The 22,700-nt window shown below is 40.9% G+C and carries 17 protein-coding genes and 1 pseudogene; 8 read left to right on the top strand and 10 right to left on the bottom strand.

The genetic code is table 11. The features are described 5' to 3' along the window. The first annotated feature begins 239 nt into the window (after positions 1-239). A complete protein-coding gene (locus CAPGI0001_RS01475; protein WP_002665894.1) occupies positions 240-1,007 on the top strand; it encodes a hypothetical protein in 768 nt (255 codons plus the stop codon). 23 nt (positions 1,008-1,030) lie between these two features. Continuing rightward, positions 1,031-1,240 carry a membrane protein insertion efficiency factor YidD gene (yidD, locus tag CAPGI0001_RS12670; protein WP_081451908.1) on the top strand — a complete coding sequence of 70 codons (210 nt, stop codon included), beginning with the start codon at positions 1,031-1,033 and terminating at the stop codon, positions 1,238-1,240. On the opposite strand, the gene CAPGI0001_RS01470 is transcribed toward yidD, so the two are convergent. Both CAPGI0001_RS01470 and CAPGI0001_RS01465 read right to left on the bottom strand, forming a co-directional pair. Further along, positions 1,191-2,156, bottom strand: a complete 966-nt coding sequence (locus CAPGI0001_RS01470) for a 2-hydroxyacid dehydrogenase (protein WP_002665755.1) — start codon at positions 2,154-2,156, stop codon at positions 1,191-1,193. The two genes, yidD and CAPGI0001_RS01470, sit on opposite strands and share 50 nt — an antisense overlap. A gap of 17 nt (positions 2,157-2,173) precedes the next feature. Further along, positions 2,174-3,259 (bottom strand): FlxJ family methyltransferase, encoded by a 1,086-nt coding sequence (locus CAPGI0001_RS01465; protein WP_040359254.1) that lies wholly within the window; start codon positions 3,257-3,259, stop codon positions 2,174-2,176. Between the two features lie 464 nt (positions 3,260-3,723). Between CAPGI0001_RS01465 and CAPGI0001_RS01460 the strand changes: the two genes are divergently transcribed. The 6 genes and pseudogenes from CAPGI0001_RS01460 to pta all read left to right on the top strand — a co-directional run. Further along, on the top strand, positions 3,724-5,091 hold the full coding sequence (locus CAPGI0001_RS01460; RefSeq protein ID WP_002665798.1) for an OmpA family protein: 1,368 nt from the start codon (positions 3,724-3,726) through the stop codon (positions 5,089-5,091). Positions 5,092-5,235: 144 nt separating this feature from the next. Then, the gene (locus CAPGI0001_RS01455; RefSeq protein WP_248601282.1) at positions 5,236-6,561 is read left to right on the top strand and encodes a M16 family metallopeptidase; all 1,326 of its coding nucleotides are present in this window, start codon (positions 5,236-5,238) and stop codon (positions 6,559-6,561) included. Between the two features lie 11 nt (positions 6,562-6,572). Next, a complete protein-coding gene (locus CAPGI0001_RS01450) occupies positions 6,573-7,997 on the top strand; it encodes a M16 family metallopeptidase (protein WP_002665794.1) in 1,425 nt (474 codons plus the stop codon). 169 nt (positions 7,998-8,166) lie between these two features. After that, positions 8,167-8,688, top strand: coding sequence for a DUF4136 domain-containing protein (locus CAPGI0001_RS01445; RefSeq protein ID WP_002665615.1), 522 nt, complete (start codon positions 8,167-8,169; stop codon positions 8,686-8,688). A gap of 247 nt (positions 8,689-8,935) precedes the next feature. Beyond that, positions 8,936-10,627, top strand: a complete 1,692-nt coding sequence (gene gldJ / locus CAPGI0001_RS01440) for a gliding motility lipoprotein GldJ (RefSeq protein WP_445113558.1) — start codon at positions 8,936-8,938, stop codon at positions 10,625-10,627. 146 nt (positions 10,628-10,773) lie between these two features. After that, positions 10,774-11,793: pseudogene (pta, locus tag CAPGI0001_RS01435) on the top strand (phosphate acetyltransferase); the annotation flags it as partial. Between the two features lie 84 nt (positions 11,794-11,877). Here pta and CAPGI0001_RS01430 read toward each other — a convergent pair. The 8 genes from CAPGI0001_RS01430 to CAPGI0001_RS01395 all read right to left on the bottom strand — a co-directional run bounded on the left by CAPGI0001_RS01430 (position 11,878) and on the right by CAPGI0001_RS01395 (position 22,647). Further along, entirely contained in the window at positions 11,878-13,602 is a 1,725-nt protein-coding gene (locus tag CAPGI0001_RS01430) for a collagen-like protein (protein WP_002665682.1), read from the bottom strand. Between the two features lie 135 nt (positions 13,603-13,737). Further along, on the bottom strand, positions 13,738-14,454 hold the full coding sequence (locus CAPGI0001_RS01425; protein WP_002665676.1) for a cyclase family protein: 717 nt from the start codon (positions 14,452-14,454) through the stop codon (positions 13,738-13,740). A 105-nt stretch (positions 14,455-14,559) separates the two neighbouring features. Then, positions 14,560-15,573: a phosphatase PAP2 family protein gene (locus CAPGI0001_RS01420; RefSeq protein ID WP_040359252.1), complete on the bottom strand. Its 1,014-nt coding sequence runs from the start codon at positions 15,571-15,573 to the stop codon at positions 14,560-14,562. 110 nt (positions 15,574-15,683) lie between these two features. Beyond that, entirely contained in the window at positions 15,684-16,673 is a 990-nt protein-coding gene (locus tag CAPGI0001_RS01415; RefSeq protein ID WP_002665776.1) for an aspartate-semialdehyde dehydrogenase, read from the bottom strand. Between the two features lie 77 nt (positions 16,674-16,750). Then, a complete protein-coding gene (locus CAPGI0001_RS01410; RefSeq protein ID WP_002665698.1) occupies positions 16,751-17,371 on the bottom strand; it encodes a hypothetical protein in 621 nt (206 codons plus the stop codon). A 4-nt stretch (positions 17,372-17,375) separates the two neighbouring features. Beyond that, entirely contained in the window at positions 17,376-18,482 is a 1,107-nt protein-coding gene (locus CAPGI0001_RS01405) for a tetratricopeptide repeat protein (RefSeq protein WP_002665825.1), read from the bottom strand. Further along, positions 18,472-20,100 carry a putative viral A-type inclusion protein gene (locus tag CAPGI0001_RS12565; protein WP_002665807.1) on the bottom strand — a complete coding sequence of 543 codons (1,629 nt, stop codon included), beginning with the start codon at positions 20,098-20,100 and terminating at the stop codon, positions 18,472-18,474. Before CAPGI0001_RS12565 ends, CAPGI0001_RS01405 begins: the two co-directional genes overlap by 11 nt. Positions 20,101-20,115: 15 nt before the next feature. After that, the gene (locus CAPGI0001_RS01395) at positions 20,116-22,647 is read right to left on the bottom strand and encodes an FtsK/SpoIIIE domain-containing protein (protein ID WP_002665655.1); all 2,532 of its coding nucleotides are present in this window, start codon (positions 22,645-22,647) and stop codon (positions 20,116-20,118) included. Between the last annotated feature and the right edge of the window lie 53 nt (positions 22,648-22,700).

The following is a 22,700-nucleotide window of genomic DNA, read 5'->3' as shown; positions in this document are numbered from 1 at the left end:
TAATGGGTGCGAAAATACAATTTTTTTAGTGAAAAATCAGAAAAATTTATCAACAGTATTTTTTTCTAAGAATGATTAAAGAATGAGAATTAAAATAATTTTGCAAGAAGTGTTGTTTTTTTATTTAAAAAGTGTTATATTTGCCAAATCAATACATCTTGTATTTTTGGAGAGAAAGAAAGGATTATAGTATTGATAATCAGAAAATTAAAAAAGATAACCCCTAATAATATATAAAAATGAAAAATTTATTTTTAGTAACTTTTGCTTGGTTGATGATGATAGCCATTATAGGAAGTGTCATCTATTCAATGTTGTTTTTAGGGCAGATGTATGTTCCTCATGATGAGACTTTTCAGTATTTCTGGTGCTGTTTTACGGCGGCAGTGCTAATCCCTGCATACAAGGGGATCTATTATATTCACAGCTTATGGCTGAAGATGCTTAAGGAATATCGAGAATCTTCCTACAGAGAAGAAGAGGTGAAGGAGATACCTTTCTTTCAGGATGTGACTAATAAAGTAGATCAGGTGCATCCATTTATGCAGAAGAAAGAAGGGAGAATAGCTCCACGAGAGGAGCTCAGCGAGACTCTTCGCAAGATACGTTCTGAGGCCAATTCAAAACTATCTCAACTAAGAACAGAGGATATTGCCAATACCAAGAAAGACAGTCACTACTTTGTTAGCAAATATACTTCAGAGAAAAACATTTTGGTAGATACTATCTTCGAAGGAGAGCAAGAGGCTGTCCCTGAGAGAGTAGTGGCGGAGAAATCAGAAGAAGTCCTCCATCCAGTATTCTCGACTCCTATTTCAGACAAAGAGGTACAAGAAGAGGAGCATCCTGTGGAAGAAAAACCTTCTAAAGCTCAGAACCTAAGAGCAGTGATGGATACAGAAGGAAAGAAAGCACCTGCACGTAAACCTCGTAAGCAGACAGGTAAAAAAGCGGGCAAGGGAGGTACCCAAACAAGCAAAGGAGGCACTCATAAGAAGAAGGAATAATGCAAAGAAAAATAAGCCAACTCTTGACCTATCCCTTTATCCTTTTGGTGCGCTTCTACCAAGTGGCTATTTCCCCTTTGAAACCGCCCACCTGCCGCTTTAGCCCTACTTGTTCCACCTATGCTTTAGAAGCCCTCAAGAAGTATGGACTTCTTAAGGGCGGTAGGCTTGCCCTCAGGCGTATCATGCGTTGTCATCCATGGGGAGGGAGTGGGTATGACCCAGTGCCTTGATCTTGTCCACAATCACTTGAGATAGAAGCGTTTTACTTTCTATCGTCCACCCTGCGATATGGGGGGTGAGAATTACATTGTTAGCCTGAGTCAGGTAAGAAAAAGCCTCAGGGAGTGTCCCTTTGAAGAAATTCTCAAAAGAAGATTGTTCATACTCTAAGACATCCAACCCAGCACCTAAGATCTTACCTTTTTGTAAGGCTGAGACCAAGTCCTCAGTGATGACACTCTTACCTCTGGCTGTATTGATAAGCCAGAAATTCTTAGCAAATCCTTCTATAAAAGTAGTATTGACTATCCCAAGAGTCAGGGGAGTTTCTGGTGTGTGTAGGCTTACCACATCTACTTCCTTTTGGAATACCTCCAAGGGCACTTGTGTAGCACAAGTATCTCCCACACCTTCCTTGATATCATAACAGAGTACTCGACAATCGAACCCTCGTAACTTCTTAGCGAAAGCCTTCCCCATATTGCCATAGCCGATGATTCCTACCGTAAGAGAATCCAGCTCATAGCCACGGTTTTCTTCCCTGAGCCATAGCCCCTGAGCTATCTCTTGATCCGCCTTCTTGAGCTTATTGAGCAAGGCAAGTAGAAGAGCCAAAGTATGATTCCCCACCGCATTGCGATTCCCTTCAGGAGAAGAGATCAAGGCGATACCCCTCTGATGGGCATAGGCTGTATCAATATTTTCCATACCTGCCCCCACCCGAGCGATAAACTTCAGGCGAGAGGCCTTGTCAATAAATCCTTTATCTATAGGGAAGCGGCTACGAATCACGATACCATCATAGGCTGCGATCTTGTCCTCTATCTCAGCCTTGCTGCTGAGGTAGTCTGTATCATTTTCAAAACCCGCTTCTTGGAGCTGAGCTATCATCAAGGGATGATTGCTGTCAATATGTAGTATTTTCATTAGCTTGCTATTAGCTATTATTTTTTCTTACATACGAAGATACTATGTCCCTTTCCTAAGTGGTCATGAATCTGGGTAACCTCTAATCCAGCAGCTTCCACACAGCGTATCATGTCCTGAGAATAGTACATCTTGCTATTACCATTGGCCATCACCGAGAAATAAAGGCTGATCTGAGTAAGGCAGTAAGCTCCTGTCTCATACTGCTGTCTGTCCCAATAGCTCTCCAATATATATAGTACGGTATGTGCATCCATTGCCTGAGCAGCCCGCCTGAGGATACTGATGACCTCCTCTTGGGAGAAACAATCCAAGAATTGGCTCATCCAAATCACATCGAACCCTTTGGGGAATGTTCCCTTTGGATCGAGCAAGTTGGCAGGATATTCCTTGATACGATCTGCGCCAGCCTTTCCTCGGGTAGCCTCTCGCATGAGGCCTAACTGTTGGGGAAGATCCATGATGGTAACCTCTACCTCAGGGTTATAGCCTACGCACTGCATTGCCCAGCGCCCAGTATTGCCCCCTACATCCAAGAGCTTTTTTACAGGAGAAGAGAAGACAATCTCCAAAGCCTCCTGAAAGGAGTTATCCGAGTAATGATGGTCAAAAGCAAACCATTTCTTTTGAGCTTCCCTGGGTAGCTGGGAGAGTCCTTCGTAGATAGTAGGCCACTGTCCGAAGACCTCAAGTCCTGCCGGACGCCCTTCCCGAAGGGTTTCTTCCATATAGAAAAGCCCTTGGTAGCATACCTCATGGATAAAATCCATATTGATTCTTACCGATTCGTCATTGAGAAGAAACCACCCCGCTTTGGTAAGTACAAAGCGATCCTCACTTACTCGAACCGTTCCTATAGAGAGAGAAGCCTCTAGGAGCACTTGCACAGCATACTCACTCACAGAAGTGTGCTCGGCAATTTGTTTCTGGGTCAATCCCTTATTGTGATCCGAGAGGAGCTGAAGGATGCCAAACTTTATCATCAAGCGCGATACCTGAAACACCACAGGGGCAAAGGCTATTTCGTGAGCCAAGCGCTGTGCCTGAAGGGCTGAAAGGTGCTCTTGTGTATACTGTTGCGCTACAGAAGGAGACATTTTCATAACAATATCCTTAAAAAGTGTAATAATTCCTTGCAAAAGTACATTTTTTTTCAGAAGTTACCAAATAAATATCCATCAATACAGAAAATAAAGAGAGAACAAAGTTTGCCTGATCTGCAACAGTTTGTTTTTCATTGTATTGCAAGAAAAGAGACAACAAAGTAAAAAGTTTTTAAAAAAAGTAGATTTGTCTTTCATTATTAAAAATAAATCTGTATCTTTGCACTTTATTTCATCCCTTTCTAGTCAAAGGGATTTTAGGTGTTTTGAAGGGGGATGAAAAAAGTTATCAACAGAAATAAGGTCTTTTTAGGGAGATTTTTAAGCTTAAAAACACATAACAAACATTATTAATATGTTAATTTTTTTTCGAGTACTGAAAAATTTTTGTGTAGGAGAAAAAAAAATTGTACTTTAGCGGCGAGTTTTAAACAATTACAAATATTAAATTAAATTTCAAACGTATGAAAAGAATTAAAATTTCATTAGCGTCTTTAGCATTGGTAGCTACAGTAGGCTCTGTGCAAGCGCAGGATGAAAACAGCAAATGGGCGATAGGGTTCGGAATCAATGCTGTTGATATCCGTACACCTCATCAGTTTGGAGATTTCCTCAAAGATTGGGGAGGAACTAAAGACTTGAACATTCTTCCTGCTGTGACTAAGCTCTCTGTAGCTCGTTACATAGGTGCTGGTTTCTCTGCTGAAATCGAAGGATCCTTGAACAAAATCAAAGAAGGATTCGATGGATACAGCGAAGATAAATCATTCTGGAGTGCTAACCTACAAGCTAAGTATGCTCTTAGAAGATTGTTTACTACAGAATCAGGCTGGTTCGATCCTTATATCAAAGTAGGGGGAGGATATACTGCTTACGAAAGCCGCTTCGATGACAAAGAAGGAGGATTCAAAGCTCTTGCTGGTGGTGGTATCAACTTCTGGTTCACTGACCACCTTGGTGTAAACCTTCAGACAGGTTACCACCATGGTTTCCAAAAGAATGGAACTGACTACTTCCAACACTCTGCTGGAATCGTTATCAAATTCGGTTCTAAAGATACTGACAAAGATGGTATCCCTGATAATAAGGATGCTTGTCCTGAAGTACCTGGTCTAAAAGAATTCAACGGATGTCCTGATACTGATGGTGATGGTATTCCTGACAAAGACGATGCTTGTCCACAAGTAAAAGGTCCAAAAGAATTCAACGGATGTCCTGATACTGACGGTGACGGTATTCCTGATAAAGACGATGCTTGTCCTGAAGTAGCTGGTCCAAAAGAATTCAACGGATGTCCTGATACTGACGGGGATGGTATTCCTGACAAAGATGACAAATGTCCAGATGTAGCTGGTCCTGCTGAAAACGGTGGATGTCCTTGGCCTGATACAGATGGTGATGGTGTTCTTGACAAAGATGACCTTTGCCCTGAAGTAGCTGGTCCTGCAAGCAACAAAGGTTGTCCAGAACCTGATGAAAAAGAACAAAAACAGTTGAACCAATATGCTAAGACTATCTTGTTCGATACAGGTAAGGCTACTATTAAGTTCCAATCTGCTGAAGTATTGAACCAAATCATTAATGTTCTTAAGAAATATCCTAACAGCCGCTTCCGTATCGAAGGTCACACTGATAGCACTGGTAAGAAAGCTAAAAACATGATCCTTTCTCAAAACAGAGCTGATGCTGTGAAAGTATACCTCATCCAAGGTGGTATCGATGCAGGCCGCTTAGAATCTCAAGGTTTCGGTCCTGAAAAACCAATCGCTTCTAACAAGAACAAGAAAGGTAGAGAACTTAACCGTCGTGTAGAAATCAACCTAATAAAATAATTATTTAGGATTTAATACCTTCAAAAAGGTTACCCCATGTGGGTAACCTTTTTTTATTCTTATAAAGGTAAGTTTTTCCTAAAATATTTCTTTATCTCAGGAAAAAAACCTAACTTTGCCGTAATGTTTTTATCACTTTCATTTATGAAAAAATATATTTTAACGCTCAATGCTTTGCTACTCTCCACTGGAATAGCTATGGCACAAAAAATCAACTTTGAAGAGTATGACCTCCCTAATGGATTGCATGTGATTCTACATCAGGACAATTCTGCTCCTGTAGTCACTACTACAGTTATGTATCATGTAGGAGCCAAAGATGACCTCCCAGGGAAGTCCGGTTTTGCTCACTTTTTTGAACATCTACTCTTCGAAGGAACCAAGAATATCCCCAGAAGTCGTTGGTTCGATATTGTCTCTGCTCATGGTGGAGATAACAACGCTTTCACCGATGTGGACAAGACTTATTACTATGAGACCGTTCCCTCCAATAACTTACAACTGGCCTTGTGGATGGAGTCCGAACGATTGCTTCACCCTGTAATCAATCAGATAGGTGTGGATACACAGAAGGAAGTAGTCAAAGAAGAAAAACGCGAAGGAACGGATAATGTACCTTATGGAAAAATCATCTATATGCCTGTGGTGCAAAATCAGCTCTTCGATAAGCACCCTTACAAACACCCTACCATCGGTAGTATGGACGACCTGAACTCCGCCAAGCTCGAAGACTTCATCCGTTACAACCACCGTTACTACAACCCTAACAATGCAGTCTTGGTCGTAGCTGGAGATTTCCAGAAAGATCAGGCAAAAAGCTGGATAGAAACCTATTTTGGTCCTATCAAAAATCGTCAGGCTAAGCCAGTTCGTAATTATCCTATGGATGCCCCCATCACACAGACTAAAAAAGTAACTGACTATGATGCTAATATCACAGCTCCAGCCAAAGTATTGGCTTGGCGTACTCCTAAGATGACCGAACAAGATGCACGTGTGATGGACTTCATCCAAGCTCTCTTGGCCAATGGAGAGAGTGCCCGCCTCTACAAAAAGATGGTAGAGGAAAAGAAAGAAGTACTCCAATTCATCTCTTACACTTGTAACTATGAGGATATAGGAATCCTTATGATTGCTGCTGTGGCTCAGGATGCACCTTTGGAACAGCTTACTCGCGATATGGACAGTGAAATTAAGCGCTTACAGACAGAACTTATCTCTGAAAAAGAATATGAAAAGCTTCTTAACTCCTTTGAAACCAGTTTTATAGCTAATAATTCAGATGTAAGAGGAATAGCCTACTCCTTGGCTGTGGACTATACTTTCTACAAGGATACCAACCTTATTAACAAAGAATTAGATCTCTATCGTAAGGTAACTCGTGAGGATATTCGCCGTGTAGCTAAGCAATATCTCAATGCAAACCAACGCTTAGAAATAGATTATCTACCTGAAAAAAAATCCAACTAAAAAGCATCTCCATGAAAAAAATATTATTAGCAAGCATTTCATTGCTTACCCCTTTTCTCTTGTCTGCCCAGATAGATCGAGACAAGATGCCTGAGCCTACCCAAATGCCTTCCTTTACTTTGGGAGAACCTCATGTGAAAAAACTCCCTAATGGGCTTACCCTTATGGTCGTGGAAAACCATAAGCTACCTCATGTCTCTGTTAGCCTTACCTTGGACAGACCTCCTATCGATGAAACTCAGAAGCCAGGGATGTACTATCTCACCTCTGAGCTTATGGGAGGTGGATCCAAAAATATCTCCAAAGAGGCATTCGTAGAGGAAACTGATCGTATGGGAGCTACGGTATACCTTACTGTCGATGGAGGAAATACCTATTCCTTGACTCGCTATTTTCCACGTGTATTGGAGCTATTTGCTGAGGCTGCCCTGCACCCGAACTTCACCCAAGCAGAATTGGATAAGGCACGTGACAAAGCCATTGCTTCACTCAAAGCAGAAGAGAATAGTGCTCAGAGCATTATCTACCGTCTCAATAGTGCTCTTACCTATGGTAAAAAACATCCTTATGGAAGTTTCTATACCGAAGAATCCCTCAAGAGTATTACTCTTAGTGATGTCTCCAACTTCTATAAGACTTATTTTTCTCCAGCCAATGCTTATATGGTAGTGGTGGGCGATGTCAATACCGCTCAGGTGGAGGAATTAGTATCCAAATATTTCCATGGATGGTGGCCTGCCAAATCGCTACAGATGACCACTCCTACTCCTCAGGATGTACAGTATACTCAGGTGAACTTAGTAGATGTGCCTACCGCAGTACAGACAGAAATTAGTGTCTTCAACCTCTATCCACTTAAGATGAGTGATAAGGACTATTTTGCTGTAAGAGTACTCAACCAAATACTTGGAGGAGACTATGGTAGCTATATCAATATCAACCTACGTGAACAGCATGGATACACCTATGGAGCCCGCTCTTACATGGGGACAAACCGCTTTACTTTGGCTAACTTCTTTGTATCAGTGAGAGTACGTAACGAAGTAGCAGCTAAGTCAGTGGTAGAAATTCTTAAAGAGATCAAGCGTATCCAGACAGAAAATGTTAGCGAACAGAAGCTCAAAGAGGTAAAGGGACAGCTGGTCGGACGCTTTGTCATGTCTACCCAATACCCTGCTACCATTGCCAACCTTGCTGTAACCAGAGAGACACAGAAGCTCCCTATGGATTTCTACAGCAATTATATCAAGAATATAGAAGCAGTAACTGTAGCAGATGTAAAGCGTGTAGCTAACAAATATATAAAGTATAACAATTTACGCTTTATCATTGTAGGAAAATCTAGTGATTTTATCAAAGAATTGGAATCCCTTAAGCATAATGGAAAACCATTACCTATTTTCTACTATGACAAATATGCTAATAAAATCAAATAAATAATCAATGATTAGGGGTTAATGGTTAATGAGATTTCTTATTAACCATTAACTTTTGATATTGTATAAAATTTTAAAAGGAAATTGTTACACCCCTGCTCACTGCTCCCTGTTCATTATTTTTGGTATATTTTTTGATAGGTATATTTTTAATCAAAAAATTGTGTTTATGAAACCATTCATTACCCTCGCAATAGTCGCCACTGTTTTGACCTCTTGTGCAGGCATACAAGTAAGCTCAGATTATGACAGTAAGGCACCTTTTGCTCAGTATAAGACCTTTGCATTCCTCAAGGAAGGAATAGATAAGGCAGAAGTCTCCGACTTAGACAAGAAGCGTATCCTCAGAAGCATTGAGAGCCGAATGTTAGAGAAAGGGTATACCCTATCGGAGACTCCCGATATCTTTGTTAATTTCTTTACTCGAGAGAGAGAAAGACAGGATTTGTACCAGACTGTAGGAGTCGGTTGGGGCTGGGGACCCGTATGGGGGAGCACGGTACAAGTGACCCCTACCCTGACAGAGGGAATCCTCTTCATTGATATTATTGATGGCAAGGGGAAAGACCTTATCTGGCAAGGGAAAGGAGCTGGAATGCTCTCCGAAAGAGCCAACAAGGACGAACAGATAGATAAGTTTGTCAGTGAGATCCTCAAACAGTATCCTCCACAACAGGTGAAAAAGCCGTAATTTTCTATCTAAAAAATATAATTTAACCTATCAAAATGACAAACTAAGTGTTAATTTTAGCTAATGTTTTTATGAGTGTTTAAAAGTTTTTTATCTTGTGAACTTCGTAACCCCTTGTTTTTAAAGGAAAAACAGTGTTAAAAAAGAAGTTATCAACATATGAAAAAAAAAACAAAAAATGCTTTTTGTATCGAAAAAAAGTAGTAACTTGCGCCAAAATTGAACAATTAGAAAATTTTATTTAGAAATGGATATGCAAAGTTTAAAAAAACCTATGTTAGCCTCTCTCTTAGTGGCAGCATTTCTAGTAGGCTGTGGAAAGAAAGGATCTGATAAGAATACTTCCAGTGCCACAGGGTGGAAAATAAACGCTAAAGAAGGTGGATTCCAATACAATACAAACTTCAAGGAACAAGTAACCGGTCCTGGATTGGTATTTGTAGAAGGGGGTACTTTCACTATGGGTAAAGTACAAGACGACGTGATGCATGACTGGAATAATACTCCAAGCCAACAACACGTACAATCCTTCTATATGGATGAAACTGAGGTAACTAACAAAATGTATATGGAGTACCTCGATTGGCTTAAGCAAGTTTTCCCTCCAGAAGATAAGGACGGTCACTATAAGAACATTTACTTAGGAGCGCTTCCAGATACTCTCGTATGGAGAAGCCCACTAAGTGCTAATGAAACAATGGTAAGCGAATACCTTCGTCACCCTGCCTATGCAGAATATCCTGTAGTAGGGGTGAACTGGGTACAAGCAACCCAATTCAGCTCTTGGCGTACCAACCGTGTAAATGAGTCTATCCTTGAAAAAGATGGCTATATACAACAAGGTTCTCGCTATCAAGTAGATGCTGAAAGTACTTTCAGTACGGATACTTACCTAAACACACCTGAAAATTCTTATGGTAGAAAAGTATCCGAATTTGCAGGTAAGAAAGCTACTAATAAGGATGGCAATGTGACCTATGCTAAGCAGACAGAAGGTATCCTCCTTCCTGAATACCGCCTCCCTACTGAAGTAGAATGGGAATATGCTGCTAAGTCTCTTAATGGTATCCGTGAATACAACAGTATCCGTGGGCGTAAGAAATACCCTTGGGCAGGTCGCTATACTCGTAATGGAAAACGTGCTGAGATGGGTAACCAAATGGCCAATTTCAAACAAGGACAAGGGGACTATGGTGGACTTGCAGGATGGTCTGAAGACAAGGGAGATATCACAACTAAGGTGAAAACATTTGCTCCTAACGACTTTGGGCTCTATGATATGGCTGGTAATGTAGCTGAATGGGTAGCCGACGTATATCGTCCTCGTGTAGATGATGAACTTAGTGACTTCAACTACTATCGTGGTAATGTGTATACTAAAAACAAAATCGGTGAAGATGGTAAGCTTGTAGTAGTAGATGCTCAATCTATCACTTATGATACCCTAAGTAACGGACGTATCATAGCAAGAAACCTTCCTGGTCAGTTGGCTAAGGTAGCTGTGGACGATAACGAAACTTACCTCCGTTATAACTTTACTACTGCAGATAATCGTAACTACCGTGATGGGGATAGAGTATCAAGCAAGGAATATGCAAAACTTACTATGGACAGACATTCTGAAAACATAGATTCTCTTACAGCAAGCCAGAGAGCTAATGTGTCTCGTACCATGTATAACTCTCCTAACCAAAAAATCCTTAGCGATGGTCAAGGAGGTATCATAAAAGTATATGACCGTTCTAACGACCGTACTACCCTTATAGACGACGAAGCTCGTGTAATCAAAGGAGGTTCTTGGAGAGATCGTGCTTATTGGATAGATCCAGCACAGCGCAGATATCTCCCTCAGTATAGTGCTACTGACTATATCGGTTTCCGATGTGCTATGAGCCGTGTAGGTTCTAAAGCCAAAAAAGGAAAATCTTCTAGAGGATAAATAAAATTTTCAATTCCATGATAAAGAAAGCTGCCCCAAAAAGGCAGCTTTTTTATTAAAAAATTTCACCTATTATTTATTACCTATTACCTAAAAAAATCGTACCTTTGTGGTTCAGAAGGAATATTAAAAAAAATAGAACGATAATGAACACATCTGACGCAACGCCTGATACCTCCAAGAAGTTCCAAAATTACATGGTAGAAACGGCTAAGAAACTTCAAAAACGCATTGTTCTTCCCGAAGGAGAAGATAAGAGAATCCTCTCTGCAGCAGCTAAGCTTGCTGAAGATGGATTGGCTTATTTGACTATCTTAGGAGAAGAAAAAGAAGTCCTCGCTCGTGTGGATGAGTTAGGCCTTACTTGGAACCCTGAGCGTATCCAAATTGTCTCTCCTAAGAAGAACCCTAACTATGAGGCTTATTGGAAGAAATTGTATGAAATACGCAAAGAAAAAGGCATGACTGAAGCACAAGCTCAAGAGCTGATGCTTGATGTCTCTTACTATGGTACTATGATGGTATTCATGGGAGAGGCTGACGGGATGGTATCTGGAGCAGTGAACTCCACAGCACACACCATACGCCCCTCTTTGCAGTTTGTCAAAACTAAGAAAGGCGTGAAGACAGTCTCTTCAGTCTTCTTTATGATCTTACCTGATCGTGTATTGGTATATGGAGACTGTGCGGTAGTGCCTAAGCCTACAGCAGAACAATTGGCTGAAATTGCTATCACCTCTGCCGAGTCAGCCAAAGCCTTTGGCATAGAACCTAAAGTAGCCCTTCTTTCTTACTCTTCAGGTACTTCAGGAAGTGGAGAAGATGTAGACAAAGTGCGTGAAGCCACTGAGATAGTAAAAGCACAACGCCCTGATCTACTTGTAGAAGGCCCTATCCAATACGATGCCGCAGTGGATGCCACTGTAGCCAAACAGAAGATGCCAGATTCTCCTGTTGCTGGTAAGGCTAATGTACTTATTTTTCCAGACCTCAATGCAGGAAATATCACTTACAAAGCCGTACAGAGAGAAACGCACTCTATCGCTATAGGACCTATGCTACAAGGCTTGCGCAAGCCTGTAAACGATCTTAGTCGTGGGGCTACAGTACCTGATATTTACAATACAGTGCTTATCACCGCTATTCAAGCAGGAATGCAAGAATAAGCAATTCCTTTTAATGTTTTTATAAATAATTAAGATCGGCTACCCTTAGGGCAGCCGATCTCTTTTATATTAGTTTCAAAAAAACTATTGAATAACAATAGATTTTATGATATTTTGGTAATTACTATAAGAACTCTTATTTTTGTTTTTATAATCATCAGCAGATCCATAAGGCACATAGATAACATTAAGAGTAACACCTTGAAAAGCATTTTGCATATTGGCTTTATTAATCTCAAAACCTACAGGATTCTCTAAAATGAGGGTTCGCAAGGCACTGCAACCGAAAAAAGTACGTTTTCCAAAGCTGCTAATTCCCTTTGGAATGGTGATGGTTTTAAGTTTTGTACAATTTGTAAAAGCCTGTTCTCCTAAATTAGTTACTGTCTCAGGAATATTTATATACTGCAAGTTGGAACAAGCATCAAAAGCACCTTTTCCAATGGTAGTAAGCCCATCAGGAAGTTCTATTCTTCTTAGGTTTCTACATTTGGAGAAAGTAAACTTTCCTAATTCAGTTACTTTGTCCCCTACAATGATGGTAGAAAGTTCATTATCAGCACCCATTTCATCAAAAGCATTATCAGCTATTTTTTCTACCTCACTAAGCTTAGGATCTGTGTTCATATCTATATAACGCGCTTTTTTATTGAGCCATTTTACTAAGGTTTTCCCGTCGGGGCTTAGCTGATAGTCTTCTGTAACCACGGGGTTTCCTGTCAAGGAAATCCCTGTAGTAGGCCATCCAGAGGCTGTTTTAGGGCCATAGAATATCTTGGCTGTTTTGTCTATAAAGTAGTCTCCTATATTACCATCTGAGGCTTGTGGAGTCCCATTACCGGCTAAGATCTTAGAGCCATCAGCACCAGGTTTCCCATCACGGCCAGGGTTTCCTTGAGCTCCTTGTTGTCCGGGGTTTCCTTGAGACCCTTGAGGCCCCTGAGCTCCACGAGCGGGTTTTCCTGTATCCTGATCACCTACCCACCAGTTGCCATTCTTACCAATATGAGGGGTATGCCCATTCTGTCCATCACGACCAGGCTGTCCGTTTTGTCCGTTAGTTCCAGGGTTTCCCTGAGGTCCTTGAGCTCCACGTGCAGGTTTTCCAGTATCTTCGTTACCTATCCACCAGTTTCCATTGTCACCAATACGAGGGGTTTCTCCATTTTGTCCATCACGACCAGGTTGTCCATTTTGTCCGTTAGTTCCAGGGTTTCCCTGAGGTCCTTGAGCTCCACGTGCAGGTTTTCCAGTATCTTCGTTACCTATCCACCAGTTTCCATTGTCACCAATACGAGGGGTTTCTCCATTTTGTCCATCACGACCAGGTTGTCCATTTTGTCCATCGCGACCGGGCTGTCCGGGTTGTCCATCGCGGCCGGGTTGTCCATCTTGTCCATTAGTTCCAGGGTTCCCTTGTGCTTTTACACCCAAGTCGGTATTCCCAACCCACCAGTTGCCATTCTCGCCAATATGAGGAGTAAGTCCAGGCTGTCCATTTTGGCCAAGCTGTCCGTTTTGTCCATTGGTACCATTATCTCCCTTGTCTCCCTTATCTCCTTTTAATCCCTTGAGATTCAATACGCTATTACCCCAACCGTCCTTCGTTTTAGGGCCATAGAGAGCTGAAGAACTCAAGTCCAGGTAATAATCACCTGTTTGTCCTTTTTCGGCGCTGGGTACGCCCTCACCTGAGAGGATCATACTGCCTTGTGTTACTTTCTCTTGTACAACGATTTTCTCATTCTCTTTTGTACAATGTATAGCGGAGAAAGACAGCGCTAACAATGGTAACAAATACTTCTTCATTGGTTACAAAATTTGTATATAATCTACAGAGTGCAAAATTACGATTATATAATTTATTAAAAAAATTAACTTATTAACAGCAGCCGGAGATCAGTGAACTCTCGCGGATTTTCCCTATTACTTGTTTCCTGTTATCTAAAAGATCGCTACAGCACGTACAGGAGATCCTGTCGCTCCTCTCCAGTGAGGGTAGGCAATGGAGATGATAGCGTCTGTTGCAGGGCATTGGTCAAGATTGGCCATTACTTCTATCTGGTAGATATCCTGAGAGAGAAGATAATATTCTTCTACTAATCCTTTTGCGGCGGCAAGCACTCCTGCATCGGTATCCAAGGTCTCATGGCCTACAGCCTTGACCTTGCGCTCATGAATGAGAAACTCCAAAGCTTCGCGACTCCAGCCAGGGGTATGTTGTACCCCTTTGTCGTCCAAGTTACGCATCTGCTCATACGAAGGCCAGCGCTTGTGCCAATCGCTACGGAAAGCCACAAAAGCTCCTGGAACTATTTGTCCATATTGTGCTTCGAAAGCCAAAATATCCTCGCGAGTGAGGATATAATCGTTGTTTTGGGAGACCTCTTGGGACTTGTCTATTACATAGAGCGGCAAGAGTAGGTCTTTTAAGGGTATATCATCGAGCCAGCGCCCTCCTTCTACAAAGTGGATAGGGGCATCAATATGAGTGCCATACTGGCCTACCACAGAGAATTGTTGTACATGGAAGCCATCCTTGAGAGTGAAGAGGTCTTTTTGTTCCAGTGCGGGTAAGGCGGGAAACTTAGGCGAATGTTCGTCAATCTGATGGGAGAGGTCTACCCACTGTTTTTCTTGTAAAATCTGGTATAAATTCATAATATAAGGGTTTTAGGATTATAGAATGAAAGGGTTTTAGAAATAGTCAAAGAGGGTGAATGGTCATTCGCTCCCTACAGCCAACTCAAAACTCAAAACTGAAAACTAAAAACTCAAGGCTACTCCATATAGAGGTGTGCCATCCCAAGCGGTGGAGCTGGAGAGGTTCCAATGGTATTTCTGGGCAGTCTTGACCCGATAGTCAGAGGTTTCAATACGCGATTTGGCAATATTTTTCCCGATGAGGTAGCCCATAAAGAGGGCTATAGGGTAATCCGATGCCCAGTGTACTTTGCTCTGCATCATCTCGAAGGACATCAGAGCCAAAGCGGTATAGCTCACAGGCTTGATCCACTTATAATCCTTATAGTTCTCAGCCAGTACCGTAACCGCAGCCATAGCTGTGGTCAGGTGTCCAGAAGGCATGGCATCATAGTTAGAGGTATGCTTCTGGTAAGCAGCGAAGCTTGGAGCAAATGTCCAAGAACTGTGCCAATTTCCATTTTCTGCAGTGATAAAGGGACTTTCCCTTCCGGTAAGGCGCTTGAGAGGTTGTACGAATACTCCTGTGATGAGGATACTTTCAATCAGTTGCATAGCGGTACTTTTCGCCCTATAATCATCGGTGATCAGGCCATAGGTAGCCAGCCCTCCACTGATGAGGATAAAGGTAGTACCATTGCCTATAAAGTACAGTGCCGAGTTCACATCAGCAGGGACAATCTTGAGGAATCCTAATTTCTTATAGGTATGTGCTTCATTCAGTCCCATGCTCTCCCCTAAGCTACGACTCTCTCGAATCAGCCAAGGATCGGCGGGAATCAGGGCAGCCGTAGCGCCCAAAGCAGCGATACCATACGGATAATAGGGTTTGGAGACGAAGTCCTTGAGGGTATTAAGGGCATTGCGGGGTGCCTTATTGATCAAATCCCAAAATTTTGGCTTCTGATAGGTGAAATACAGATCAGGCTCTATTTGGTAATGAGCACCTTCTATTTCCTTAGGAATCCAATTTTCATCTACAGGGATGGTATCGGACAAAGTGCCCACCACTATCTCCTGTGCCCTTGCGGTATTGATGTAGAAAAAAAGGGGGAGTAAAAGAAAGATATGTTTCATAGATTGAATCATAGAGGATGAAAAACAAGAACAAAATAAAGGCGAAAAGTAAGGGCGAATAGCTATTCGCCCTTACAGAATATTGCTCATTATTTAAGATTAGGGAAGTATTACTTGAGGATTCCTTTTTTAATAAGAGCCTCGGCAATCTGGATGGTATTGGTAGCCGCTCCTTTGCGGAGGTTATCTGCTACCACCCATAGGTTGAGGGTCTTAGGTTGGGATTCATCACGACGCACACGCCCTACGAATACCTCATCCTTACCATGAGCATAGATAGGCATAGGGTAAGTATTGGTATCGGTATTGTCCTGTAGGATTACCCCTGGAGCATGGCTAAGGAGCTTACGTACTTCAGCAAGATCATATTCTTGTTCGAACTCTACATTGACCGCTTCACTATGTCCTCCTACCACAGGGATACGGACAGCAGTGGCTGTTACTTGGATAGAATCGTCCCCAAAAATTTTCTTAGTTTCTCTGACCAATTTCATTTCCTCCTTGGTATATCCATTTTCTTCAAACACATCACAGTGAGGGATGGCATTGCGGTGGATAGGGTAGTGGTAAGCCATAGGCCCTTGTATTCCTTTGTACTCGTTTTCCAGCTGAGTCACGGCCTTCACCCCTGTTCCAGTGATAGACTGATAGGTGGAAACCACAATACGCTTGATACCATACTTGCGCAAAGGCGCCAAGGCTACCAGCATCTGAATGGTAGAGCAGTTCGGGTTGGCTATAATCTTGTCCTCAGCGGTGAGTACTTCAGCATTGATCTCAGGGATGACCAATTTCTTGGTAGGATCCATACGCCAAGCGGAGGAATTGTCCACTACGACAGTTCCCACCTGAGCAAACTTAGGAGCCCATTCCTTGGAGGTATCCCCTCCAGCAGAAAATAAAGCAACATCAGGCTTAAGAGAGATGGCTTGGTTCATACCCACTACTTTATATTCCTTCCCCTTGAAGGATATGGTCTTTCCTACTGATTTTTCTGAAGCTACGGGAATGAGCTCCGTTACTGGAAAATTGCGCTCAGCCAAGACTTCCAGCATCACATTGCCTACCAATCCGGTGGCTCCTACTACGGCTACTTTCATATAAATTATTTTTTATGTACAAACACGCAAAAGTAGGAATTTTTTTTCTGACAAACAAAAATTTCTTTTATTCTTTATTAACTACGTTCCAAAGCCATCCTGATGATTTCTATCTGAGTATTGGTGTAAGGAATGATTCTGTCATCCATAAGCATTTTGATTTGTGTAATCAGGTTAGCCGTTTCGGGGATGTGGTCGCTCTCAAAGCGTCTCATCACCTCCTCTGGCATCCCTGTTTCATACATCTGTTGTACACGCGCCTTATAGCCGTTTAGATTTTGTTCCATTTGCTCTTTAAACATATTTAAGAAAGAGACCATTTCTTCCAACTTCATGAGTTGTACTTGATACTGTTGGATACTTGCCATAATTTCTGAATTTGTATTTACTGTTGAATAATGATTTGAATAACTATTTTTTGAGTGTTTTGTATTTTTTGTATTTATGACAGGAGACTTAGCTGTATTGTCTGTTTCTATATTCACTGTTTGTGGTTTGGGCTTGGAGAGGCGATCCTCTATCCCTTTTTTATACCCCTCATTATATCCTTGGTTATACGAGTCAATTGCTTTTCCTCCATATATGGCGAATTTCATAGACATACCCGAGCTCGTAAAGTCCTTATCTTTACCCCCAAAGCCAGCGGTATAGCCATCTTCGTAACCTCGTTTGTAATCATTGGAATTGAAAATACTCATAAAACTACCAAGTTTCGTTTAATCGTCTTAGATTATCTTTTGCGATCTCGTGTCCTTGCTTTGCTGCTTTCCGATACCATTTTATAGCTTCTGCAACATCTTTTGAAACACCTTCTCCTTTCTCATACATATCTCCTACTTTGTATTGAGCACGTGCATAACCTTGTTCAGCTGCTTTTTGATACCATTTTATAGCTTCTGTATAATCTCTCTTTGCGCCATCTAGGCCCTCATAATACATCATACCTATATGGATTAGCGTATTCACATTTCCTTGTTCTGCAGCCTTTTTATACCATTTTATACCCTCCAGAAAATCTTTTTTAACCCCTTTCCCTTCTATATACATTTTTCCTAAATTGAATTGTCCTTGTTCTTGCCCTTGTTCGGCAGCTTTTCGATACCATTTTACTGCTTCTGTATAGTTTACTGAAACAATTCCATAACCTAAATAATACAAATCTCCTAAATGATTCTGAGCTTTTGCATATCCTTGTTCTGCAGCTTTTCGGTACCATTTTACTGCTTCTGTATAGTCTTTTGAAACTCCTATTCCATTTTTATACATCTCTGCTAAACTGGATTGAGCCATTGGATTCCCTTGTTCAGCTGCTTTTCGATACCATTTTACAGCTTCTGCATAATCTTTTGAAACATCTTTTCCTTCCTCATACAGCTGACCTAAGCTGAACTGTGCCTCTATATGTCCTTGTTCTGCTAATCTTCGACACCATTTTATGGCTTCTGCAATATCTTTTGGTACTCCCTTTGCACCTTCGTAATAGATTTCGATTAATGCCGATTGAGCTTCTATATGTCCTTTTTCGGCTGCTTTCTGATACCATTTTACAGCTTTAGCATAATCAGAGGTATCTTCGTATTCTTCTCCCTTTTTAAACATATCTTCAGCCGTTAGTTCTTGTTGGTATAAGCTGGAATTAGTGTTATAAGTTTTTTGAATGTGAGTATCCGCTTTACTGCTTGTCTTTTCTTTGCTTTTATCAGGTTCTTTCTGACTTAGCTTTATCCCACCAGGTTTTGAGATGTCTTGGGCAGTACTATTTAAAGTGATAATAAATCCTATTAGGATATATAAGCATCTAATTTCCATAACTATTCGGTTTTACAAGATTATTATTCTTAAATTCCCCCATTGTCTTATTTCCTTTTTCATCAATGTATATACCATAGCCATTCATGGCATCGTCCTTAAACTCTCCAATGTAACGGCTTCCATCCCCAAATTGATAGCTCCCTACACCATTGGCTTGGTTATTGACATAAGGTCCTATGTATATTTTCCCATTTTCTAAGGTACGTACTCCATAATAGAATTCTCCTTCTTTAAAGGCCCCTACAAATTTGTCAGAACCTCCTTCGGAAAACTCCTTGGTGCCAATACCATGAGGTACCCCCTCTTTTGTCTGTCCTGTATATTTTGCTTTATCTTCGGGTAACGCTTTGTCTTCTGTATAGCCATAAATATCTACTTGCTCTTGGTTGGCAGATGGTAAGTCTGGTGGGCTTACAGATGATAAGTCTAAAGGTGTCCCTATAAGATTAGGCGATATAAACCATAAGAGAGATAGGGCAGCAAAGCCCAATAGTAGACCAATAAAGAAATTGTTTTTTTTAGACTTCTTTTGTTTTTCAAGATCCAATTGGAGCGAATAGATGGAGCTCTCCAACTCTCTACATTCTTTTTTTAATTGAGTGTTTTTTGTGGAGGCTTCTTTTATTTTAGAATTAGTGTCGCTAGATTCCTTTTCGATTTTCTTTATTCTCTCTTGGAGTGCTTTGTTTAGCTCATTAAGATTGTTGTTCTCCACTCGGAGCTGTTCTTCTTCGCCTATTTTTTTGTTGAGATTTTCTTTTTCTTTACAGAGTTTTTTTATCTTGTTATATGCCTCATCGAGTTGTTTCTCCAGCTTAGAACTATCATCTAAGTTCTGTCCTATTTTTTGGTAGAGTGTTTTATTTTGCTCACTAAGATTGTCTATTTCCTCTTGTAACAGCTGTTCATTGTCTGTTTTTTTATTGAGTTCCTCTCTGAGCCTTTTGGTTTTATTATTGGCTTCTTCGAGTTGTCTTTTCAGTTCTTTTTGTAAGGCAGCACTATCATTATTATGTTGTGTTATCTTTTGGTTGAGGATTTCTTTTTGTCTGTTAAGATTGTTAATCTCTGTTTTTAGTTGTTGGGTGTTTTCAGTCTCTAGATTTAATTTTTCTTGTAAGGCTTCTAAGTCTCTTTTGAGTATAGTAGTGGAACTATCTGCAGAGACTTGTTTGGCTAAGAGCTCATTATATTCTGCTTGTAGCCTTATAAACTTGCTATCGAGTTCTTTTTTTTGCTTTAGCAGTTGTAGGTCTTTTTCTTCTATTTCTGTAATTTTTTGTTGAAGCTTTATTTTTTCTTGCTCTAAGGTGGTGTTGATCTTTTCCTTTTGTTCTTTGAGAGAATCAATAGTATTGTTCAGTTCGGTTTGTTTGCGAAGGTGTTGATCGATTTCAACCGCCTTCATGTTGAGCATATCGTTCTTGCTTGCCAATTTCTTCTGAAGTTGCGCAAGCTCGGTTGTTTGTACATCTTTTTCTTTTTGAAGCCCCGCCAAAGATGATTTAAGAGTGTTGATATTCTCATTAAGGGCACTAATCTGTTTGTCGATTTCTTCTTTAGCTATGTTATCCACATGCTTGAGATATTCTATATAATCGCTGTATGTTGACATAGGTTTTGTAGCTTTTTATAATGAATAGACCTTGAATTTCTGTAATAGTTGTGTATTGGCACTTGTCTGTATTACACCAATATTTTGTTTGGTAGGGCTGTTTTTTTGTGTGTCAAAAGTGTTGGAAACGAATATTTTATGCCCTTCCCCCCCTCTTAGCTCAATACGAATATCAAAATCTTGAAGTGTATTGATCGTATCAAGTAGCTGAGAGAAGTTCGAATAGCTCTTGAAAGAGGCCAAAGTATGGATGCCAAAAGCAGGACCATCGCGCAGGATGGTCTGCAATGATTGTGTAGCTGTAGGGGTGTTATAGCCGGACTTGCGCATAGATCGAACATTAAATAAATCGGCCAATACAAGGATGATACGATCTCGTTGCTCTTCTTTCTTCTTTCGTTTCTCTAATATTTCATATAGGGAGGTGATAACCTGTTCAATAGCAGAGTCGTCTTCGCAATAGTTGACAGCGGGATATTGAGTCAGTCTTTGTAAGACACCATAGTTGGCACTATCCACGTTTGTCTTGTCACAGAGGTAGAAAGCCGCCTTTTCATCACTCTGTTTGATGGCCTGTTCTATGGAGTGGCTTAAAATAGACAAAGAGGCAGTCTCATCACCCCCAACGATCAATACATTAGATCCGTTTTGTCGGCTTAGCTTATAGCTAGTATGAGATGTGACAAGGGCAGTAGGTTCTCCTATGAAGATCTCACACTCCTTATCATTGACGGGTAAATCACCTTCGATGAGCATAGGATTATTTTTAATAGAGGCGGTTTGCTCTCCATCGTAAATAAAGCGTTTGAAAGGTTGAGCTGTACCATAGTGAGCCTCGACCTCCTTTTTGATACTATTGATCAGATACTGTATTTTAGAATCGCTGGCATAAGCACTTTGGAAACGTAGGTTCCCCTCAGAGAGGCCGCCTCGTGCGTTATAGATGCCTTCACCAGGCTTCGTGATGGTGGTAAAGGGTACATGGTTACCAGAACCCAATAACTGATCGCAGTCACGTTCGCTATTCAACTTCAGACAGATTCTAAGGCCAAGATGGCTCATAGCTTGATGGATATTAACCCCACTAAGTGACTGTGTAGAGAGTATTAAATTAATGCCAAAAGAGCGCCCTCGACGTCCAATATCGTCTAAGGCAGCAGAGACAAAATTAGCGGTGCTGCTATTGCCATCTAGTAATTTTTGAAACTCATCAATAACGACCAGGATACGAGGGAGTTTATGCTTGGATGCAGTATTGTATTTGGATAGATTGGATACATTGTACTCCTTGAACAAATCTCCTCGTTGTTCTATTTCTTTGTAAAGATACTCAAGTACACTCACCCCATATTCTCGTTCACTTCTCATGGATAAAACCCTGACATGAGGTAAGTTCTCATAGATCTTAAATTCAGTTCCCTCCTTGTAATCAAGCAATATGAATTGAAGATCTTCGGGAGAATAAAACCAAGCCCCATTACAGATAATGTTATGCAGTAATACGGTCTTACCAGAGCCTGTGGCTCCTCCTATAAGGCAATGATGAGGTGTATCACTGATGCCATCGCTTAGGGAAAGTACAAAATTCTGCAAGTCAACAGAGTTTACCTTTCCGATAGGAATCTCAACCCCTGCACTGGCATCTCTACTCCATAAATTACTCTGATTAAGTCTGCTAAGTATATCCACTTCAACCTTCTTATATTGAGTGAGTCTGTTGTTGATGAAATCTAAAATTTCATCAATAGTATCACTAGGGAAATTCTCAGTTAATTGAAAATAAAACTTACTATTGAAATATTCTTCATAAGGAATGTTTCGGATATACCAATCGTTTGTATTGGGGGACTGATAGATCGTTGTCATTATATCTAACAGTGCTTGGGGTGCATAGTCGTAAGAGCGGCTGGGCTTATAGGAAGAGTCCAGATTCATAATAACGAAAATTCCGGCTTGCTTACCTGTTCTTACAATTCGTTCAATAGCTTCACAATGTTCTTTTGAGAGGGCGTTAGGAAAATCGGCAATCATCAGTATATGGTAGGGCTTGGCTAACTCATTGGCATCAGCGTTGTATTCTATAAGACTTTTTCCAAGATAGCGATGTCCTAGTACTTTTTGGATAATATTAGGAATATCGGTTTTGATAGAGGTCAAAGCACGTCGTAGTTCTTCAGGGTCTGTCAGAATATTTTCTCCTTTGATTTTTGGACTTAGGCTCGAAAGTGCTATTAGATTGGCACCAAGATTTGTTCCGTCATATAGGGTAAACTTGCAAAGTCCAGGAGGAAGTGATAAAAGTATTCGCAAAGCTATTGTCTGCATACAGTTGTGTATCTGCTGCGCATTCTCAGGATGGGAAAGAAAACACAAACCATTAACTTCCTTAAGAGGAAGCAGAGCAGGCACGGTCTCTCCTGCTATAGTCTTGAACTCTCCCACATATACCGCTTCAGGAAACTTAGAATCTTCGACCAAGGATAGGTCAAAGTCTTTGGTGTTGCTAGGAAGGGGTTTATATGTTGAATAAAAAGAAGTCGATTTCATTTGTTTTCATTTTTAAATAAATCGGTAAGCAAACTTTAAAGTGCATTAGATTT

Source organism: Capnocytophaga gingivalis ATCC 33624, from assembly GCF_000174755.1.
GTDB lineage: Bacteria > Bacteroidota > Bacteroidia > Flavobacteriales > Flavobacteriaceae > Capnocytophaga > Capnocytophaga gingivalis.
This window is presented reverse-complemented; position numbering and strand designations above follow the sequence as displayed.